18 protein-coding genes and 2 rRNA genes are annotated in these 20337 nt (G+C 40.8%); 8 read left to right on the forward strand and 12 right to left on the reverse strand.

The genetic code is table 11. From position 1 onward, the window contains the following. The first annotated feature begins 26 nt into the window (after window positions 1–26). Entirely contained in the window at window positions 27–656 is a 630-nt protein-coding gene (locus F947_RS07155; RefSeq protein ID WP_004973826.1) for a class I SAM-dependent methyltransferase, read from the forward strand. A 109-nt stretch (window positions 657–765) separates the two neighbouring features. On the opposite strand, the gene dsbG is transcribed toward F947_RS07155, so the two are convergent. From dsbG to dsbD, 3 genes are read right to left on the reverse strand one after another with little or no spacing between them, the layout of a single operon-like run. Further along, on the reverse strand, window positions 766–1524 hold the full coding sequence (gene dsbG, locus F947_RS07160; RefSeq protein WP_004973828.1) for a thiol:disulfide interchange protein DsbG: 759 nt from the start codon (window positions 1522–1524) through the stop codon (window positions 766–768). A 60-nt stretch (window positions 1525–1584) separates the two neighbouring features. Next, window positions 1585–2415: a TlpA disulfide reductase family protein gene (locus F947_RS07165; protein ID WP_004973829.1), complete on the reverse strand. Its 831-nt coding sequence runs from the start codon at window positions 2413–2415 to the stop codon at window positions 1585–1587. Further along, complete coding sequence (gene dsbD, locus F947_RS07170) at window positions 2412–4475, reverse strand: protein-disulfide reductase DsbD (protein WP_004973831.1); 2064 nt, start codon at window positions 4473–4475, stop codon at window positions 2412–2414. The genes F947_RS07165 and dsbD overlap by 4 nt, the downstream gene beginning before the upstream one ends. Window positions 4476–4645: 170 nt before the next feature. Here dsbD and F947_RS07175 point away from each other — a divergent pair, with 170 nt between their 5' ends. From F947_RS07175 to accC, 5 genes are all read left to right on the forward strand, one after another. Further along, window positions 4646–5314: a response regulator transcription factor gene (locus F947_RS07175; protein ID WP_004973833.1), complete on the forward strand. Its 669-nt coding sequence runs from the start codon at window positions 4646–4648 to the stop codon at window positions 5312–5314. Beyond that, window positions 5311–6717, forward strand: coding sequence for a sensor histidine kinase (locus tag F947_RS07180; protein ID WP_004973835.1), 1407 nt, complete (start codon window positions 5311–5313; stop codon window positions 6715–6717). Before F947_RS07175 ends, F947_RS07180 begins: the two co-directional genes overlap by 4 nt. Window positions 6718–7684: 967 nt before the next feature. Further along, the gene (gene aroQ, locus F947_RS07185; protein WP_004973836.1) at window positions 7685–8140 is read left to right on the forward strand and encodes a type II 3-dehydroquinate dehydratase; all 456 of its coding nucleotides are present in this window, start codon (window positions 7685–7687) and stop codon (window positions 8138–8140) included. Window positions 8141–8156: 16 nt separating this feature from the next. Next, the gene (accB, locus tag F947_RS07190; RefSeq protein ID WP_004973838.1) at window positions 8157–8579 is read left to right on the forward strand and encodes an acetyl-CoA carboxylase biotin carboxyl carrier protein; all 423 of its coding nucleotides are present in this window, start codon (window positions 8157–8159) and stop codon (window positions 8577–8579) included. Window positions 8580–8596: 17 nt separating this feature from the next. Further along, window positions 8597–9964 carry an acetyl-CoA carboxylase biotin carboxylase subunit gene (gene accC, locus F947_RS07195; protein ID WP_004973841.1) on the forward strand — a complete coding sequence of 456 codons (1368 nt, stop codon included), beginning with the start codon at window positions 8597–8599 and terminating at the stop codon, window positions 9962–9964. A 206-nt stretch (window positions 9965–10170) separates the two neighbouring features. Here accC and F947_RS07200 read toward each other — a convergent pair whose 3' ends face one another. The 5 genes from F947_RS07200 to F947_RS14725 form a co-directional block, all read right to left on the reverse strand. Then, window positions 10171–10932 (reverse strand): alpha/beta fold hydrolase, encoded by a 762-nt coding sequence (locus F947_RS07200; protein WP_004973848.1) that lies wholly within the window; start codon window positions 10930–10932, stop codon window positions 10171–10173. A 163-nt stretch (window positions 10933–11095) separates the two neighbouring features. Continuing rightward, a complete protein-coding gene (locus F947_RS07205) occupies window positions 11096–11962 on the reverse strand; it encodes an MBL fold metallo-hydrolase (RefSeq protein ID WP_004973849.1) in 867 nt (288 codons plus the stop codon). A gap of 1 nt (window position 11963) precedes the next feature. Beyond that, the gene (locus tag F947_RS07210) at window positions 11964–12380 is read right to left on the reverse strand and encodes a DUF6691 family protein (protein ID WP_004973852.1); all 417 of its coding nucleotides are present in this window, start codon (window positions 12378–12380) and stop codon (window positions 11964–11966) included. Continuing rightward, the gene (locus F947_RS07215; protein ID WP_004973854.1) at window positions 12381–12797 is read right to left on the reverse strand and encodes a YeeE/YedE family protein; all 417 of its coding nucleotides are present in this window, start codon (window positions 12795–12797) and stop codon (window positions 12381–12383) included. It abuts the gene before it with no gap. Window positions 12798–13045: 248 nt separating this feature from the next. After that, window positions 13046–13219: a hypothetical protein gene (locus F947_RS14725; RefSeq protein ID WP_004973856.1), complete on the reverse strand. Its 174-nt coding sequence runs from the start codon at window positions 13217–13219 to the stop codon at window positions 13046–13048. Between the two features lie 225 nt (window positions 13220–13444). Here F947_RS14725 and F947_RS07220 point away from each other — a divergent pair, with 225 nt between their 5' ends. Next, window positions 13445–14407 carry an IS30 family transposase gene (locus tag F947_RS07220; RefSeq protein ID WP_004973858.1) on the forward strand — a complete coding sequence of 321 codons (963 nt, stop codon included), beginning with the start codon at window positions 13445–13447 and terminating at the stop codon, window positions 14405–14407. Between the two features lie 128 nt (window positions 14408–14535). On the opposite strand, the gene ybaK is transcribed toward F947_RS07220, so the two are convergent. Together ybaK and F947_RS07230 are read right to left on the reverse strand one after the other, a co-directional pair. Then, window positions 14536–15003: a Cys-tRNA(Pro) deacylase gene (ybaK, locus tag F947_RS07225; RefSeq protein WP_004973860.1), complete on the reverse strand. Its 468-nt coding sequence runs from the start codon at window positions 15001–15003 to the stop codon at window positions 14536–14538. 117 nt (window positions 15004–15120) lie between these two features. Next, window positions 15121–16713: a Na/Pi cotransporter family protein gene (locus F947_RS07230; protein ID WP_004973861.1), complete on the reverse strand. Its 1593-nt coding sequence runs from the start codon at window positions 16711–16713 to the stop codon at window positions 15121–15123. A 325-nt stretch (window positions 16714–17038) separates the two neighbouring features. Here F947_RS07230 and F947_RS07235 point away from each other — a divergent pair, with 325 nt between their 5' ends. Continuing rightward, window positions 17039–17590 carry a lytic transglycosylase domain-containing protein gene (locus tag F947_RS07235; protein WP_004973862.1) on the forward strand — a complete coding sequence of 184 codons (552 nt, stop codon included), beginning with the start codon at window positions 17039–17041 and terminating at the stop codon, window positions 17588–17590. A gap of 165 nt (window positions 17591–17755) precedes the next feature. Here the strand turns inward: F947_RS07235 and rrf are convergent. Beyond that, window positions 17756–17870, reverse strand: a 5S ribosomal RNA gene (rrf, locus tag F947_RS07240). A gap of 200 nt (window positions 17871–18070) precedes the next feature. Then, window positions 18071–20337: ribosomal RNA gene (locus tag F947_RS07245) — 23S ribosomal RNA — on the reverse strand; the annotation flags it as partial.

Raw genomic sequence — 20337 nt, forward strand, 5'->3', positions numbered from 1 at the left:
ATCAAATTATTTACCGAGTCGAAACTATGTTAAATATCCATAATGAATGGGATGAACGCTACAGCCAACATGACCATATTTATGGTGAACAAGCCAATGCGTTCATTCAGGACATTACGCAAAAACTGTCTATTCACGGCAAAACTTTGGGCTTGGCCGAAGGTGAAGGTCGTAACTTGTTATATTTGGCCGCTTTGGCACAAGCCAATGGGCAAGCATTTGAAGCAGATTTGTGGGACTACTCGCAAGTTGCTTTAGATAAGGCCCAAGGCTATGCACAGCAACGTGGTTTAAGTCTAAATACACGAAAGCAAGATTTAAGTCAGGTGAATTGGCCAGCGAATCAATATGACAACGTGATTTGCGTATTTGGTCACTTTAACCCTGAAACACAGCAAAAAGTGTTAAATGGCGTGCGCGAAACTTTGGTTAACGGTGGTTTATTTATCGGTGAGCTATATTCTACTCGTCAGCTAGAATATAAAACGGGCGGCCCACGTGCAGTAGAAATGCTGTACGATCCTATCGAGTTTTTAAGCCATTTCAAACACGATCATCTGATTCATTTCTTTGTGGGCGATGTAGAACGCTCAGAAGGCAAACTGCATCAGGGCAAATCCCACGTGATTCAATTTGCGATTCGTATTCAGAAATAAAAGACTGAATCTTTTACATCAAAAAGCTTGCTCCAATGCAATTAGAGCAAGCTTTTTTGCGCTTTAGATTTGAATATTCAGTTAGATATTTGCTCGGAAATTTTTAAAATCACTCAAACACATCTTTCATAGATTTTGGCATTCCTTGTACCGACTGTAATTCGCCCTGTTTATTTTTCCAAAGCACAACAGGTGTGGCAAAGAACTCGTATTTATCCATCAGTGCCTGATTCTGTTCTAAGGTTTTTTCTACATGTACAGGCACAGTTTTTTGCTCGATCAGCTTTTTTTGTCCGTATTGACGATGGAACGCATTAAAGGTCTGCTGTGGGTTTTTCGCCATTAATAAAGTCGCGGCCTGCCCTTTGCTTTCAGGTCGGATCACCGCCACAATAATATGTCTTAACTGAACTTTGCCAGATTCTACCCACGGACGTGCCTGCTTCCAAAAGGTATGGCAATACGGACAATTCGGGTCTGAAAACACGTAGACAATTTTTTCAGCACTGGTTTGCCCATCCTGAATCCAAGTAGCGTGTTCCAGACTTTGCCACACATCTTCAAGTACCGACTTTTTCACATAACGGTCTAAAGCATCGACGGTTAAATTATTGCCTTGTGCATCAAACAAAGTGCCTACAATATAGTATTTCTGATCATTGGAAATAAACACTGTCGCAGGACTTTGTTCAATATGCCCTGCCCAACCTGTCATTTGTGCAGGTGCTTGAATTTGTTGCACAAACTTAAAACCTTCTTTTTCAATGTGCTGTTTGAGGTTGTCCTGTGCTTGCAGCATACTCACACTACTGGCAAGACTCATACCTATCGCCAGTTTCAGCATGTTATTTTTGATGTTTGATGTCATATTGATTGTCCTTAATTTTGGCTTCACGGCGGGTTTTCTTTCAAATCGTTAAGAGCGCGTTTATGGATTCGCTTGTATTTTTTTCAGATAATGCTGCAGCATCGGCTTGGTCAATTCACCCATGTGATGATCGACCAATTCTCCTTGTGCATTAAAAAACAAAGTACTTGGCAAACCGAACATATTGAAGTGTTGCCCTAAACTGGCTGCAGGGTCTAATAACACGTGTTCAAACTGAAATTGATGTTTCTGTAAATAGGCTTGAATTTCTGCTGCAGATTCGCCTTGATTGGCAAAAACAAAATTAACTTCGGGGAAATCTTGCTGTGCTTGTTGCATAACAGGCATTTCACGGTGACAAACTGGACACCAAGTCGCCCAGAGATTAATCACCGTGGGCTGACCTGAAAATTGAGCTAAATCTTGAGGTTGTTGCGCTAGGTTGTGCAATACTAGATTGGGATAGGCATGCTGCGTCTGCAAAGGTTGGATAAGACTCCAACCTACAACTTGTACTGTAATAAAGAGCGCAACCACCCACGCCAGAACAACACGTTGAATAGCGCGATTTTTCCAGACAAACCACGCCACACCTGCCATAACTGCGGCAATCAGATGAAAGCCTTTGTCCTGAATTTTTAAAATATCAATCGGGTTGGCAAAGTACAGCTCATAATGCTGCAACACAAAAACTGCCCGCCCAACTAAAGCACCAATCCACAGCGCATTCCATAATGCATCCTGATAACCTGTCCAAGTCTGTGCATTCCATGTATAACGACGCTGAAAAAATTTACCCATTGCAAAGACGACAATCAGTCCTAGCAATAAAAACACCAATGGCCATGGAATCATCAACATGCCTAACTGCAAGACTGCGGATTGAATCATGGCGCAGCCTCTTGCAGTTGATGAATATTTTGAATCAATTGCGCTGCGTTATAAGCACCTGTTAGACGCAATTCACGTTGTTCCCGTTGTGGATCTGCCAAAAATAACAACGTTGGCGGCCCTAAAATCTGCCATTTTTTCAATAAGGCATCTTGTGAAGGATGCTGTTCGGTTAAGTCGAGTTTAATCCGCACCACATGCTTTAAAGCATCTTGCACATCGGTACGAGGAATCACATCACGCTCAATCGGCTGACACGCCACACACCAATCGGCATAGACATCAATCACAATCTTTTGATGAGCATGTGCGGCCAAAGCTGCATTCAACTCTTGTTCTGTGCGTACTTTGATCCATGGCTGTAATTGGTCTGCTTGTACCTGCGCATTGACACTGGCAATACTCTGATTGACATGCCAAATTCCACTACTGGCGATTACTGCCGCCAAAGCCAATAACGAAAAACGCTGTGGACGATGTAACACGTGGCGCAAAATTGCAATTAAATATGCAGCGAAGGCAAATAACACCACAGCAAAAGCAACATAGTACCAAGTCACAGAAAATAGCGGACGAGCAAAATACAAAGCCATTGCCAACATGATAAAACCAAAGCTAAATTTTAGCCGTTCCATCCACAAACCTGGCTTTGGCAAATATTTCGCGCCAAACACGCTGGCAATAAGTAAAGGAATTCCCATACCTAAACCGAGCAGGAACAAATATAAACCACCCAATGCTGCTTGATCCAAATGTGAGACGTACAGCAATGCTCCCGCTAAAGGCGCACTCATACATGGCCCGACAATCAGTGCAGAAATCACCCCCATAACGCCCGCACCCAATAAAGTACCGCCTTTTTGATATTGCTGAATACGATCTAAACGCTGTAACACTGCTTGTGGTAATGACAACTGATACAGTCCAAACAGGTTTAAAGCAAAGAGCACAAACAACATAGCAAAAACTGCAATCACTACGGGATTTTGGAACCAACGCTGTACGCTATAACCAATGTGTGACGCAACAACGCCCATCAAGCCATAGACTAGCGCCATACTGACGATAAAGGTGATCGCAATTGCTGCCGCTTTATAGCCTGTATTGCGCTGCACCAAAATGCCAGAAAGAATTGGAATCAGCGGCAATGAACACGGTAAAAAAGCCAGTAATACCCCAAAACCTAAAAAGATAAACGCATTCAGTAACAACCCTTGCCCAGACAATAAATTCAGGAAAAATTGATCATTGTTCCATTGCTGATTCAGACTCGTACTACTGGCTGTTTCCGTATTGCTTGAATTGGCTGATGCAGCGAATGTATTGTCTGTCAACGCCGTATCTGTATTTTCAATCTCTAAGGAATTTGCTAAATCAACGTTTTCTACTGGTTCAGGGGTAAGTTTAGGATCAGCTTGTGTTACAGCAACCGCATTTTCAGCAAGCTGTGCTTTGTTTTCTAGCGTTTGCTGTTCAAGTTTGAGTTCTTTTGTCGTTACAGTATTTGCAGTTGTCGTAACTTGTTTTTGTGTACTAGAACCATTGGCTTGATGCTTATCTGCATCATTTAAGTTAGTGTTTAAAGCAGCCTGATTATTCTGATTGAGTTGCTGAAGTAAATTACCTTTGCCCGCACTTAAATTATGCTGTGGCAATAAACCATCGGCATCGGTTTGAATCGTTTTACGCTGTACGGGATAACACAAACCATCTTCAGCGCAGCCTTGCCAAGTAATTTGATATTGCTGATTAGGCTTCACCTGAATCTGTGTTGTCACTTGCCCATAATGCACACGTGTCAGCCCGAAAGTCGGATCATCTTTTTCCTGCCCTGCAGGCAATTTAAAAGCAAGCGGCTTTTGAGCCTGACTGACTTTGAATTGATCGTGATATAAATAGTAATGCGGTGCGACATCCCATTTCAGTTCAACCGTTTGTTCAGACAATGACGTCGCCTGAAACTTAAAAGCTTGATCGGACGCTAAAAATTCATTGGCAGCATTGACCCACACCGCACACAGACTCAACACAAAATAAGCAATGACGCGAATAAAAATCATGTATTTATACTAAAAATTAAAAAACTGACTGTATTATCGGTAAGTGTAGATTAAGAGAACATTAATAAAGATTTTTCTTTGTAAACTTGAGCATTGTAGGTGCCTAATCTAAATTTGTGGCGTGATCGAGATGTGTCATATATTGGGCTGACTGTGGTATAGGAGCAAATATGTTCGTCGTTTTGGTGGAAGATGATCCTTATATTGCCCAAAGTATTGTGGCAGCACTCGAATTTTTAAGTATTTCAGTCGAACACGTGAATAACGCGCGCGATGCCGATTACTTCATACGTCATAGTGCGGTAGATTTGTGCCTGCTCGATTTAGGTCTGCCTGACCAAGATGGTTTACAGTTACTCGAAAACTGGCGTAAAGATGCCATTCATATTCCAGTATTGGTATTAACCGCGCGGAATCATACTCAAGACTGCGTACAGGCGCTCAACTTAGGAGCAGATGACTACCTAACTAAACCTTTTGAATTAAATGAACTGATTGCCCGTGTATATGCATTAAGCCGTCGTCATCGTGGTTATTCATCGAACCAACTGCAAAGTGGTCAGTTACACATGAACCTCGATACACAAGAAGTCAGTTGGCATTCACAAAACATTCAGCTTTCACGCCGTGAATATAGCCTATTGGAAACCTTTTTACGGCATCCGAACCAAATCTTAAAAAATGAAGAACTGATAGATAAAGTGTATGGCTTTCAAGACAGTATCGAAAGCAATGCCTTAAATGTGCATATCTACCATTTACGGCATAAAATCCACCCCTATTTTATTCAAACGGTGCGTGGTGTCGGCTACATCTTTAAACCTGAGCTGCTGACATGAAAAACTACAGTCTGAAATGGCGTTTGGTATCGACCATCAGCTGTGCATTTATTTTGCTGTGGGTGATTGTCTTTGCATGGCTCTACCATGACTTGGAACAACGCTTACAAAATACGCTGGATGAACGACTTTCTACCTCAGCCCGTATGGTCGCCCGCCTGATTCAGCAACTGCCCCTAGAACAACTCACAGAAAGTTTGCATGCCGAATCAGAAAATGCCTTGCTACATAGTTTAATTGCTTGTGAAGTCTCTATTTTCCGTGCCAATGTTTCATTACCACAGCATGTGATTGCACGCACTCAAGGCGCACCGAAAAATTTAAAAAACCAACAAGTCGGTTTCAGCACATGGACAGAAAATGGACTGCAATGGCGTAGTTATGTACTGCGTGAAGGTGAAGTTCAGGTGGTGGTGGCTGAAAAAATTCAGTTACGGCAAAACCTACTTAAACAAATTTTACAGTCGGTACTGATTCCTTTACTGCTTACTTTGATTATTTGTATTTTGCTAATTTTGTGGATTATCCGTCTGGAGTTTTTACCGCTCGATCACATCACCCGCCACTTAATTCAGAAAAAACAATCTTTAGATGAAGCTTCTCGTTATTTAATTGAACTGAGATCACAAAAAATTCCTAAAGAAATTCAGCCTTTTGTCGATAACTTATTGATGCTGATTGAACGCCTACATAAAAGTCTGGAACACGAAAAAAACTTTAGTGCATTTGCTGCGCATGAACTGCGCACGCCGTTAACGGCTATTAAAACGCATGTGCAACTGAGCCAATTGATGTTGAATCAAACCGCATCTGCCCAAGATACAGCCAAAGTCATCGACAATTTAAAACACGCAGAACGCAGCATCCAACGTTATCAACAACTTTTGGAACAACTGTTATTGCTCAGTCAAACTGAAGCAGGTATTCAAGCGGCACATAGCCATGCAGATATGCGTAGCGTATTAGAAACAGTCTTGTCGGAACTGACTGTGGAATATCCCAATTTATCAGCGAAATTACAGATTGATTGGGCGAGTTTGGTAGCACAACACATTAATATTCCAGCGCCTGCGTTGCACATGGTACTGAAAAACTTGATTCAAAATGCTTATTTGCATGCAGAGGATGCGCCAAACATTCAAATTTATATGCAAGACCTGCAATTGATCATTGCAGACCAAGGCAAAAGCCTGAATGAAGATGATTTTACCATTCTGACTCAGCGTTTTTGGCGTAAATCTGCGCATAAACAAGGCTATGGCTTAGGTCTAACTCTAGTCAAAGTATTATTAGAGCAATATGGCTACCCACTTCAATTTCAGGCTAACCAACCGCAAGGTTTAAAAGTGATTGTCAGTTTTGATGCAGCACCTTCTGCAACAGAGAAACAACAGACGGATTAAGCTTTTCTGAGCTTTAACAGCAAATAAAGCAAGATTCAGAACAAGATCACTTAACTTTTGCCAATACCGAACATATTGCTCTACTTTACGATAACGCCATTTTTAAGGTGATTTTTGAAATAAAAGGTCAATGCGTTCTAAAATTTTATCTATGATGTAGATGCTGCGGGCTATTGAGTAGAAGAACATTGGCTAGAAAAAAATTGCTGAAACTTTCATCACCGTTTTTTTGTTCGATACCACGTCATATTTTTAAATGAGGTAGATATCCGTGCAGATCGTGCATGTGCTTGGTCTTGTGATCAATCTACAACTTAATTAAAGTGTACATAAAACCAACAGCACCCCACTCAAAATATAATACGCAGCGTAGGAGCATCTATTCCAGACTAAAATATAGATAAATATATCAATCAAAGCATTCCATTTAAGCTCATGTTTTATTTAAATAAAGTTGAATTTTTAAAATATCTTATTATCGAAATGATCTTTCTATCGAATCCATAACCACTTGAACGATGATCACAAAACGTATTAGATGATCCACTGCAGTTTGTGTGGTCATCTACTTTGAATGAACTGAAAAAATGGAATCGCCATTTTTTATAAACAGCAACGAAATATCATGCTATAAAGAAATGCGATATTGATGTTGGTTGTTTTCTGGCTTTGACATTCCGAATCAAACCAGTTCAAGTCACTCGCTTGATCAGTCGTTACAGAAAACAAATGAATAGATTTGGTCAGTTGTTTTATAATATAAAAATCAGCAAAAAAAACTAAAAATGTAATTTTTTAACATTGCGAATTCCCTGCAAAGTTTTCATTATAGAGCCTCATTTTGGCACACGCTTTCTACGTCAAATTAAACAAATTACAAAAAAAATGTGGAATTTTATGCCATAATTAGCAAACTTTGCAGACATCTTGCAAAGTATTATTGCAATTATTTATTGGAGCAAGCGGAATGAGTTCGACCATTTTGGTTATTCATGGACCGAATCTAAATTTGCTAGGAAAGCGTGAACCCGAAGTTTATGGTTACCTCACTCTTGAGGATATAAATCAACAGCTCATTTCACAAGCGCAAAAAGCATCAATTTCTATAGATACTTTCCAAAGTAATTGGGAAGGCGCAATTGTAGACCGAATTCATCAAGCCGCGTTAGATGGCACACAATATATCATTATTAATCCTGCTGCATTGACGCATACCTCTGTTGCGGTACGTGATGCTTTGTTAGGGGTCGCTATTCCATTTATTGAAGTCCATTTGTCGAATGTGCATGCACGTGAGGCGTTTAGACATCATTCATATTTATCAGACAAAGCCATTGGTGTGATTTGCGGTTTAGGCGCAAAAGGCTATGCCGCAGCACTCGACTTTGTTCTTGAAAAAATTCAACCTACTACACAATCTTAAACTAGGAATACTGTCCATGGATATTCGTAAAATCAAGAAACTCATCGACTTGATGATTGAATCTGACTTACAAGCGATTGAAGTTAAAGAAGGCGATCAGTCGATTGCATTAACTCGTCGCAGTCCAGTAGTAGCGGCAGCAGTTCCTGCAATGCCTGCACCTTCTGCAGAAGTACCATCTGCACCTAAATCTTCACCACGTGGTGCAGTTGAAACTTCTCCAATGGTTGGCGTGTTCTATGCAGCACCAAGCCCAGGTGAAGCACCATTTATTAAAGTGGGTCAAACTGTTTCTGCTGGTGAAACGCTTGGTATTATTGAAGCAATGAAAATCATGAACCCAATTGAAGCAACTCAAAGTGGCGTGATTGAAGAAATTCTAGTTAAAAATGGCGAAGTGATTCAATTTGGTCAACCACTCTTCCGCTACCGCGCTTAAGACCTCGGGGATTCACAATGTTGCAAAAAGTTTTAATTGCAAACCGTGGTGAGATTGCCCTGCGCATCACCCGAGCTTGCAAAACTTTAGGGATCAAAACCGTAGGTATCTATTCTGATGCCGATAAAGATCTAATGCACTTACGCTTTTGTGATGAAGCCGTGTGTATTGGTCCGGGTGCGAGCAGTGAAAGTTACCTGAATATTCCTGCAATTATTACTGCAGCAGAAATTACAGGTGCAGATGCCATTCACCCTGGTTATGGTTTCCTTGCCGAAAATGCCGAATTTGCTGAAATTGTAGAAAGTTCAGGTTTCATTTTCATTGGCCCACGCCCTGAGCATATTCGCTTAATGGGTAACAAAGTTTCTGCAATTACTGCAATGCGTAAAGCTGGCGTACCAACTGTACCGGGTTCAGCACACGCCGTTACACCACACAATGCTTTAGCTGAAGCCAAAGAAATTGGTTTCCCGCTCATTGTAAAAGCGGCTGCTGGTGGTGGTGGTCGTGGTATGCGTATTGTAGAGCGCGTAGACACCCTGCTTGAATCAGTTCAAGCGGCTCAACGTGATGCAGAAATGTGGTTTGGTGATGACACGGTCTATATGGAACGTTTCTTACAAAAGCCACGTCACGTAGAAGTACAAGTATTGGCTGATGGTAATGGTCACGCGATTCACCTTTATGACCGCGACTGTTCTTTACAACGTCGTCACCAAAAAGTTCTTGAAGAAGCGCCAGCACCTAACTTACCAGAACAAGCACGTGCCGATATTTTAGAAGCGTGTGTTAATGCATGTAAGTTAATGCAATACCGTGGTGCAGGTACTTTCGAATTCTTATTTGAAGATGATGAATACTTCTTCATTGAAATGAATACACGTGTTCAGGTTGAGCATCCTGTAACTGAAATGGTGACAGGCATTGACATCATTGAACAACAATTGCGTATTGCTGCAGGTCTAGGTTTAGACATTGAGCAAGATCAGGTTGAAATTCGTGGTCACGCAATCGAATGTCGTATTAACGCAGAAGACCCAACCACCTTCGTACCTTCACCGGGTAAAATTGAACACTTCTATGCCCCAGGTGGTGCAGGTGTTCGTGTAGATTCACACATCTACGAAGGTTATAGCATTCCGCCGTATTACGACTCAATGATTGCTAAACTGATTGTGCATGGTAAAGATCGTGAAACCAGTATTGCGCGTATGCGTCAAGCCTTGGATGAAACTATCTTAACAGGAATTAAAACCAACATTCCTTTGCACAAAGACTTGATTCTGCAAGATAAAAACTTCTGCAAACAAGCAATGGATATTCACTATCTTGAAAAGCATTTGCTAAAGCAACTTGCTGGCAATGAAGAAGAAAAAGCATAAGTAATTAAGGTTGCTTAAGTTTAAAATAAAGAGCTGATGATTCAACGTCAGCTCTTTTTTATTGTTGAGAATAAAAGCTAAACCGTTAATCTATGCAGATCAGTATGAATAAAAAACCAATACTCCAAATGGAGTATTGGTTTAAAAATTGATTTAAAAACTGAGATCATTTTAGATCATCGAATGATGCAAAATACTAGACAAGATTAATCTAAAAACTCAGTCATTAATGCCAATACTTCTGCGGTTTTTTCAGCATGCAACCAATGCCCTGCATGAGCAACTGTTTCAACTTTTGCGTGAGGAAACTGTGCTTGAATAGCGGCATAATGCTCAGGCGCTTCAATGTAAGGCGAATTACCACCACGAATAAACAAAGTATCTACATTACTCTGCACCGTCTGCCATGACAAAATTTCTGCATAATGTTCACGTAATGCATTTAAGTTAAATAACCATTGCCCTTTGCTAAATGACTTCATCAAAAATTGCACGACCATTTCTTCTTGAAGATGCTCACGCATAATTTCCATCGCCGCTTGGCGACTTTCAACTTGTGCATCTTGCACAGCAAACAAAGCTGTAAAAATTTGATCGTGACGATTTTCAGGATAAGCAAAAGGACAGATATCCAATAAAACCAATTGCTGTAAACGCTCGGCAGCCAAAGGCGCCAAAGTCATTGCAACCTTACCGCCCATTGAATGCCCAACCATAGAAAACTGTTTGATATTCAAGCTGTTCAGTGTTTCTAAAACATCTTGTGCCATTGCTGCATAATTCATGTCATCACAATGCGCAGACTTACCATGATTGCGCACATCTAATTGAATTACGGTGCGCTGTTCTTGAAATGCACGTGCGAGCATGCCTAAATTACTCAAACTACCAAATAAACCATGAATAAAAACCAAAGATGGCAACGTAGATTCAGGCTGATTTTGCGTGATTTGATAATTTAATAACATAAAATAGACTCTAAACTTGAATACAAATGATTAATCTATTTAATGAGTTTTGAGTTTATAAATCAAATTTTATATGTGCTTTTTACGGTGAAACTTATAATATCACTTAGGCTATTTGTGTGAGCCTAAGCAATAACATACAAGATGAACTTTTCTTAAAATTTTATTTAAAATAATTCAAAGGCAACTTCAAATAACGAATGCCGTTGGCCTCAGGTTGTGGGAACTTACCTGCGTCCATATTGATTTGAATTGATGGCAGAATCAATTTAGGCATCGTTAAAGTAGCATCACGCTGAGTTCTCATCTCAATAAATTCAGCTTTGCTTACCCCTGTATGAATATGAATATTCTGCTCTTTTTGAGTTTTGAGCAGTGTTTCATGTTCATATTGTTCACGTGATTCTGGTAGATAATCATGGCATAAGAACACTCGTGTTTCTTCAGGCAATGCGTATAGCGTTTGCACAGAATCGTACAACTGCCCTGCACTGCCTTTCGGGAAATCACAACGTGCCGTACCATAATCAGGCATAAACAAAGTATCACCTACAAATACAGCATCACCGATCACATAGCTTAAACAAGCAGGCGTATGCCCCGGTGTAGGGATGTTATAGGCTTGTAATTCACCAATCGTAAAAGTTTCATGATCGTCAAACAGATAATCAAATGATTGATGTGAATTGAAATACTTGATATCCAAGTTATAGATAGCACTAAATGTTTCTTGCACAATCGAAATTTTATGGCTCATGGCAATTTTACCACCCAACTGCTCTTTTAAATATTGAGAAGCTGTCAGGTGATCGGCATGCACATGCGTTTCTAAAATCCATTCAACCGTTAATTCATTTTTTTGGATGTAAGCAATGATTTCATCGGCATGAATTGTTGAAGTAGTCGCAGATGCAGGGTCATAATCCAACACGCTGTCAATAATGGCACATTGACGCGTTACAGGATCACTTACCACATAACTGAATGTATTAGTATTTTCATCAAAAAAATGCTGAATATCTGCGTGCATCTTATGCTCCTGCAACCTTACGATGAATGAGAATCCCCACCAACATTGCAACAATGAAATAGATTGCTTGATAATAACCTAAACCAATCAAGGTTAGACTTGGCGCTGGACAAATTCCTGCAACGCCCCAACCGATACCAAAAATAAAACTACCTGTGATCAGTTTAGAGTCAATTTGAGTTTGTTTAGGCAAATCAATTGGTTCATTTAAAATGGTTTTTGGTTCAGCTTGGCGCATAATTCTTTGGAATGGAATAAAGGCAACCGCAATTGCACCCATCATAACAAATGCCAGACTTGCATCCCATGTACCGAAAAGATCGAGGAAGTTTAAAACTTTTTCAGGATTCGACATACCAGAAAGAATCAATCCAGCTGAAAAAATACCACCGAAAACAAAGGCTAAGAAATTTTTCATTTAGAATGCTCCTGTGATATGGCGGATAACATAAACGGTAATAAAGCCAGCTAACATAAAGGTAGCTGTTGCTGCAATGGAGCGCTTAGATAAACGACTCATGCCACAAATACCATGTCCACTGGTACAACCCGAACCCAAACGAGTACCGAAACCAACCAACAATCCCGCCACAATCATCATCAATGGGCTTGCATTCAATTCAACTTTAGGTTGAGCCACGATGCCATAGAAAAAAGGCACAATGAAAATACCTAACACAAACCACAATGCAGGCGTTTTGAACAGCGTTTGCGGATTTAATACTTGAGCCAGTAAACCACTAATGCCTGCAATACGACCATGAACATATAAATAGCCCACGACTGCAAGACCAAGCAATCCACCACCGATTAATGCCAGCAGATAATCATGCATTTTGAACACCCAAAACAATATATGTTTTTATAATATATTATTGTAATTATTATTCAACTATTCTCTTGTAAGTTTTGTAAACTTCATCTGACTATTCGTCTATGTTTGCGATGTGAGAGAGATTTCGCAAGTTTTTGGCTGATATTAAGTCATAAGGCAGAAAATTTAGTCATTCTAAATGACTGCCTCATAACGTAATAAAGATATATCAAAATAGACAGCAACGACAAAAGTTGAGGGCATTAGACTCATTTGTGAGCAAGCGCAATAAGTTCTTTTTTATGCCGACGAATTACACGTTTAGCAGCATCTAACATAATGCGATTGGTAGTCTCATCATCACCAAAGTCAATAGGTTTAGCTGGACACATTGGACGAGCTTTTCGATCTTCGATTGTGTAGTCTTTAAGACGCTTACCCATACTGCACCTCTCAGAATTTCTTAACTTTCACTAATATAACATAAAATTTAGTTTGTTAAAAAATCATCAATACGAGTTTTTAATTACCCTATTTATTGCTTAAAGATAACTTTTTTTGTTACGCAGATTCAAATCCCAAGTGCAACACATTTGTAGTTAGTTGAAAAAGTTAGGTGTATTCATAGAATCATTAGACTTTTTCAACCCGCAATTGGAAAGCACACAATGAAGAAATACACCCAACTTTCTCAAGATGAAAGATACGAAATTTATGCTACTTTGAAAAGTAAAAGTTCAATCGCTACCCTTGCTCGGGAGTTAGGACGTTCACGATCAACCATCTACCGTGAATTAAAAAGAAATACTGGGCAACGTGGATATAGAGCTCAACAGGCAGCTAAATTTGCAAGTCAAAGACGGTACCGTCCTTCATCATCAATGACAGCATTTGCCTTCGCTTATATTGATTATTTGATTGGTTTGGACTGGTCACCAGAACAAATTTCAGGTGCTTTAACACAACGCGGTTGGCTGGATGTACCTTCACATGAGTGGATTTACCAGTACATTTATCAAGATAAATCAAAAGGTGGTAAACTCCATCTACACTTAAGGCATCAGAAGAAATATCGAAAACGCGGTTACAAAAACACGGATCGTAGGGGGCAAATCATTGATAAAACAAGTATTCACTGCCGAGACCAGGTCATTGATCAACGACAACGTTTAGGAGATTTCGAAGGTGACACGGTGATTGGTAAACATCATAAAGGTGCTTTATTGACTCTCGTTGATCGAAAGAGCCTGTATGTACATATTGTTCATTTAGGGCCAACGAGAGCATCCTCTCAAACAATTACTTGTGCATTAGATCGTTTACAAATGAGCCATGCTTATAGTGTGACATTTGATAATGGCAAAGAATTTTCCGAACACAAAAGAATTACTGATGCTTGCATAGAGACGTATTTTGCTGATCCTTACAAGTCTATTCAGCGAGCTAGAAATGAAAATACGAATGGTTTAATCCGTCAATATCTGCCAAAATCATCATCGTTTGATGACGTGTCAAACGAACAAATAGAGCAGATAGAATTTGCACTCAACCATCGTCCTAGAAAAACACTAGGTTGGTATACACCGAGTGAAGTTATGGCTGGTTTTTATACTGTTGCACTTGCCGCTTGAATCCGCCTTATTAAATGGTCGCTTGGAACAAGAATCACTGAGATGAAACGAATAGGAATAGTTGCTACATTCATACAAGAACAAGCATCTGTATGCTTTGGACTCAAAACAATATAAAGTTCAACATATCATGCATCTACAATATCTACAAAATTAGCATTTAAAACTTTTGCCAAATCGCTTGGTGTTAAACCAATATCTAATCCCCGCTTCCCTCCACTCACATACATAGTTGCAAGCTGTTGAGCGGATGCATCAATCACTGTTTTCAGTTGTTTCTTCTGCCCAATTGGACTAATGCCCCCAACCAAATAACCTGTCAAACGCTCAGCATCTTTAGGATCAGCCATGTGTACTTTTTTACACTGAAAAGCAGCCGCAACTTTTTTAAGATTTAATTGGTAATGGACAGGTAAAATCGCCACAAAATAATGCTTATCATCACTGACCAATAAAGTTTTAAATACTTCTGTGACATCTAAGCCTAACTTCTCCGCAGCTTCTAAACCAAAACTTTTAGCATTATGATCATGTTCATATTCATGCATAGAAAATTGAATTTTCTTGGCTTTTAAAAGTTTAGCTGCTGGAGTCATTGAAAAAATACTGTAAAAAACGATGCTCAAATTATACGCTTGATTGAGATTAAAAGTGAATTCGCTTAGGCCATTTTTAAATATAAAAGTAACTATCGAAAAAATAGCCTAAAATCATTAACTTGGTTTACGTGAATTTTCAACCAACACGTTAGCTAAGCGCTGTGCATGCGCAATCACGCGATCCAACCAACGTTGTGCCGCCAACAACTCTAAACCTGTCGCAGCATTGAGCTGATTCACGGCAATATATTGCAGCACTTTTTCACGGTTTTCGGCACGTTGATCTTCTGTCCATTTTTTCAAATTAGATAATTCGGTATTTAGACTTAGTACATGTTTATGCACATCAAAATCATCCATTTCTTTTAGATGTTCATCAAGAATTTGTACAAAATCTAAGCCAACTTGATAAATTGCAGGTTGGGTGCGTATTTCTTTTGCTAAAGTAATATTTTCCAAATCACTTCGTAAAACACGTAAATACACCATCAAACGAAGTATCGCCATTAAACGCTGTTGATCGGCTTCATTTTCTGAAATCGACATTTCTTCCAAATAGCGTTGGACTTGAATGAGTACTTCATCTAGCTGTAATAAACGTACTTTTGAAGGTAATCTTCCCTCTTGAATAGCCAGTTTTAGCATCACCAAAACGTCATACAAACTATGGTAAATCACCTTTGATGCAGCATGAATAGCCAAGGCGGGCACAGATAAACTCGCTTGATCGAGATAACATAAAACCGATTGAGTTTGATCTGGGATAATTTTCATAATCAGTTTTTCGAACTGACGGATAAAAGGCAAAATAATCAAAGTACCAGAAATACTGAATGCTGTATGAAATGCAGCAACAATCACCACATTGTCCCATGTTGCCATAAGACGTTGATTTTGTGTTAGCTCAAGAAATAACGGTTTTAAAATAATAAAAGCAAAAATGGCTGAAATGATGTTAAAAATCACATGAACCGCTGCAGTACGTTTGGCATTTGCAGTTGAACCAATTGCAGCAATAATGGCTGTCGCCACCGTACCAATATTCTGTCCAATCACCAAACCTAAAGCCTGTTGCAAATCAATCGCACCACTGGCCAATGCTGCTAAGGTCGCGGTAATTGCAGCACTTGAAGATTGCAACAGAATGGTCATGATAATACCGACCAAAACCAAACTGAGTTGCGCAATCAAAGATCTACTTGAAAATACTGATAAATCGACACGTTCAGCAAAACCTGACATGGCAACTTGCAACATATCAATGCCAAGGAAAATCAGACTAAAACCTGCCAATGTCATTCCAAATAATGCAACTCGCCCCTGACTAAATAATTTGAGCATTGCACCCAAACCCAGCAAAGGTAATGCAAAACTGGTGATGGAAAATTTAACACCTAAAAATGCCACCATCCAACCCGTACTGGTTGTGCCAATATTCGCACCAATAATGACACCAATTGCCTGAGCAAAAGTAAGAATCCCCGCACTAACAAAACCAATCGTGGCTAAAGTTGTTGCCATAGAAGACTGTACAATTAAAGTTAAACCGATGCCTGAAAGCACAGCTTTAATGGGTGAACCTGTGAACTTAGACAACCAAATACGCAAGGTTTCCCCTGCCATATCTTTTAAGCTGTCCGTCATCATGGTCATACCAATCAAAAATAGGCCAATACCACCACATAATTGTACAAAGACTTCTAACACACTTACTCCCTGTGCAATAAGCAATTTTCAAAGTGCTAAAAAGCCGATATTGTACGTACTTTTATCTTAAAATTGCAGTTTATTTGTTCTATTCCAATAGTTTATATTAAATAAAAAACTTGTCATCAATTTGACATATTATTAAAACCTAAGGATAGATCAGACTCCATTGGTTTATCCAATCATTCGATAAAACAAAACGAAACCTCTGTATTATGCTGACACGATACAATTCAAATCTTCAGTTCACTTGACTGAACCAATCGCTCACCTCAAAATCAGTATATATACTCACATACGCCAAAATGACAGATATAGTTTTAATATGATTTTTAATGCATTTAGAAAATATCCATCTATAAAAATATTCAGTATTGGTTGTACTGTTTTAACGTTAGCAGCCTGCTCTCCACTAGGAGGTGGCTCTCTTGCAAAACGCTCAGCTAAACTTTCTACAGGGATCCAAAAGGCTTATGCTGTGCATCCTGATACAGCAAATCGTGTAGCACCAATCATTGTACAAAGTGCAGAACAACATAATGTTGATCCTCTGCTTGTCGCTGCAGTTATTAGACAAGAATCGAATTATCGTGCCTATGCTGTTTCACCTTCAGGTGCAGTTGGGTTCACACAAATTATTCCACGTTATTGGCAGCAGACTTGTCCTGGCGATTTATTCCATGAACATACCAATATCAACTGTGGTACATTTATTTTAAATCATTATAAAAATCAGTCGGGTAAATGGCCTAAAGCTTTGGCCTATTACAATGTGGGACCTACTGGCTACAATAGTAATCGAAAAATGAAAAAGCAAGGTAAACGCTACGCGAAACAAGTCAAACAGCACCAAAAAAACTTAAAAGATGCACTCTAATTTTGACTTACTAGCTTAATAAAGTAGCCAATACCCGTTGAATTAAAACCATCCTCAGATGGTTTTATTTTGCCTTCACTTTTATGTTTCCTTTCTTTTTATAATTTTATTTTCTTTTCCACATAAAAAACACCCCCAACGCTAGTTGAGGGTGTTCGAATAATGAGCTGGCGATGACTTACTCTCACATGGGTAACCCCACACTACCATCAGCGCGAAGAGGTTTCACTTCTGAGTTCGGGAAGGGATCAGGTGGTTCACTCTTGCTATGGTCGCCAGCACAACTGTTTATGGACTTGTTCGGGTCTTAGTTACTCTGCTTTTGCATGTAATGCCTTACTTTGTTCCAAATGAGTTATTAACAGGTTGGCTATTGGGTCTGAATTTTATTGTTTAGCGTTAACTAAATCAAGGTCAGTCTGAATTGACTGATTGGATTTGAATCGATTGAGCATACAACCCCAACTGTTTGGGTGTTGTATAGTCAAGCCTCACGAGCAATTAGTATTGGTCAGCTTCACATATCGCTATGCTTCCACATCCAACCTATCAACGTCGTAGTCTTCAACGGCTCTTTAGGAGGCATAAAGCCTCGGGGAAATCTTATCTTGAGGTAGGCTTCCCGCTTAGATGCTTTCAGCGGTTATCCCTTCCGAACATAGCTACCCGGCGATGCGACTGGCGTCACAACCGGTACACCAGAGGTTCGTCCACTCTGGTCCTCTCGTACTAGGAGCAGATCCTCTCAAATTTCCAGCGCCCACGGTAGATAGGGACCGAACTGTCTCACGACGTTCTAAACCCAGCTCGCGTACCTCTTTAAATGGCGAACAGCCATACCCTTGGGACCTGCTTCAGCCCCAGGATGAGATGAGCCGACATCGAGGTGCCAAACACCGCCGTCGATATGAACTCTTGGGCGGTATCAGCCTGTTATCCCCAGAGTACCTTTTATCCGTTGAGCGATGGCCCTTCCATACAGAACCACCGGATCACTAAGACCTACTTTCGTACCTGCTCGACTTGTGGGTCTCGCAGTTAAGCGCGCTTTTGCCTTTATACTCTACGCGTGATTTCCGACCACGCTGAGCGCACCTTCGTACTCCTCCGTTACTCTTTAGGAGGAGACCGCCCCAGTCAAACTACCCACCAGACATGGTCCTCGTCCCGGATAACGGGACAGAGTTAGAACCTCAACATTACCAGGGTGGTATTTCAAGGACGGCTCCACTCGAACTGGCGTCCAATTTTCAAAGCCTCCCACCTATCCTACACAAGTAAGGTCAAAGTTCAATGTCAAGCTGCAGTAAAGGTTCACGGGGTCTTTCCGTCTAGCCGCGGGTACACCGCATCTTCACGGCGAATTCGATTTCACTGAGCCTCTGCTGGAGACAGCGCCGCCATCATTATGCCATTCGTGCAGGTCGGAACTTACCCGACAAGGAATTTCGCTACCTTAGGACCGTTATAGTTACGGCCGCCGTTTACTGGGGCTTCGATCAAGAGCTTCGCTTACGCTAACCCCATCAATTAACCTTCCAGCACCGGGCAGGCATCACACCCTATACGTCCACTTTCGTGTTTGCAGAGTGCTATGTTTTTAATAAACAGTTGCAGCGGCCTGGTTTCTGAGGCTGTCGACAGCTCAAGGAGCGAGTCCTATCACCATCAACAGCGTACCTTCTCCCGAAGTTACGGTACCATTTTGCCTAGTTCCTTCAGCAGAGTTCTCTCAAGCGCTTTGGTCTACTCGACCTGACCACCTGTGTCGGTTTCGGGTACGATTCCAGTGTAACTGAAGCTTAGAGACTTTTCCTGGAAGCAGGGTATCAGCCACTTCACTGTACAAGTACAGCTTGCTATCAGATCTCAGCATAGAGCACCCCGGATTTGCCTAAGATGCATGCCTACTTCCTTTCACCTGGACAACCAACGCCAGGCTGACTTAACCTTCTCCGTCCTCTCATCGCATTACACTGAAGTATTGGAATATTAACCAATTTCCCATCGACTACGCCTCTCGGCCTCGCCTTAGGGGTCGACTCACCCAGCCCCGATTAACGTTGGACTGGAACCCTTGGTCTTTCAGCGAACGGGTTTTTCACACCTTTTGTCGTTACTCACGTCAGCATTCGCACTTCTGATACCTCCAGCAGACTTCTCAATCCACCTTCTTCGGCTTACAGAACGCTCCCCTACCACTTGACTAATGTCAAATCCGCAGCTTCGGCACATAGTTTTAGCCCCGTTACATCTTCCGCGCAGGCCGACTCGACTAGTGAGCTATTACGCTTTCTTTAAAGGGTGGCTGCTTCTAAGCCAACCTCCTAGCTGTCTATGCCTTCCCACATCGTTTCCCACTTAACTATGATTTTGGGGCCTTAGCTGGCGGTCTGGATTGTTTTCCTCTTGACTACGGACGTTAGCACCCGCAGTCTGTCTCCCGGATAGTACTCATTGGTATTCGGAGTTTGCATCGGTTTGGTAAGTCGGGATGACCCCCTAGCCGAAACAGTGCTCTACCCCCAATGGTATTCGTCCGAGGCGCTACCTAAATAGCTTTCGGGGAGAACCAGCTATCACCGAGTTTGATTAGCCTTTCACCCCTATCCACAAGTCATCCCCTGGCTTTTCAACGACAGTGGGTTCGGTCCTCCAGTTAGTGTTACCCAACCTTCAACCTGCTCATGGATAGATCACCCGGTTTCGGGTCTATACCCAGCAACTATACGCCCTATTAAGACTCG

The organism is Acinetobacter towneri DSM 14962 = CIP 107472 (genome assembly GCF_000368785.1).
Classification (GTDB): domain Bacteria; phylum Pseudomonadota; class Gammaproteobacteria; order Pseudomonadales; family Moraxellaceae; genus Acinetobacter; species Acinetobacter towneri.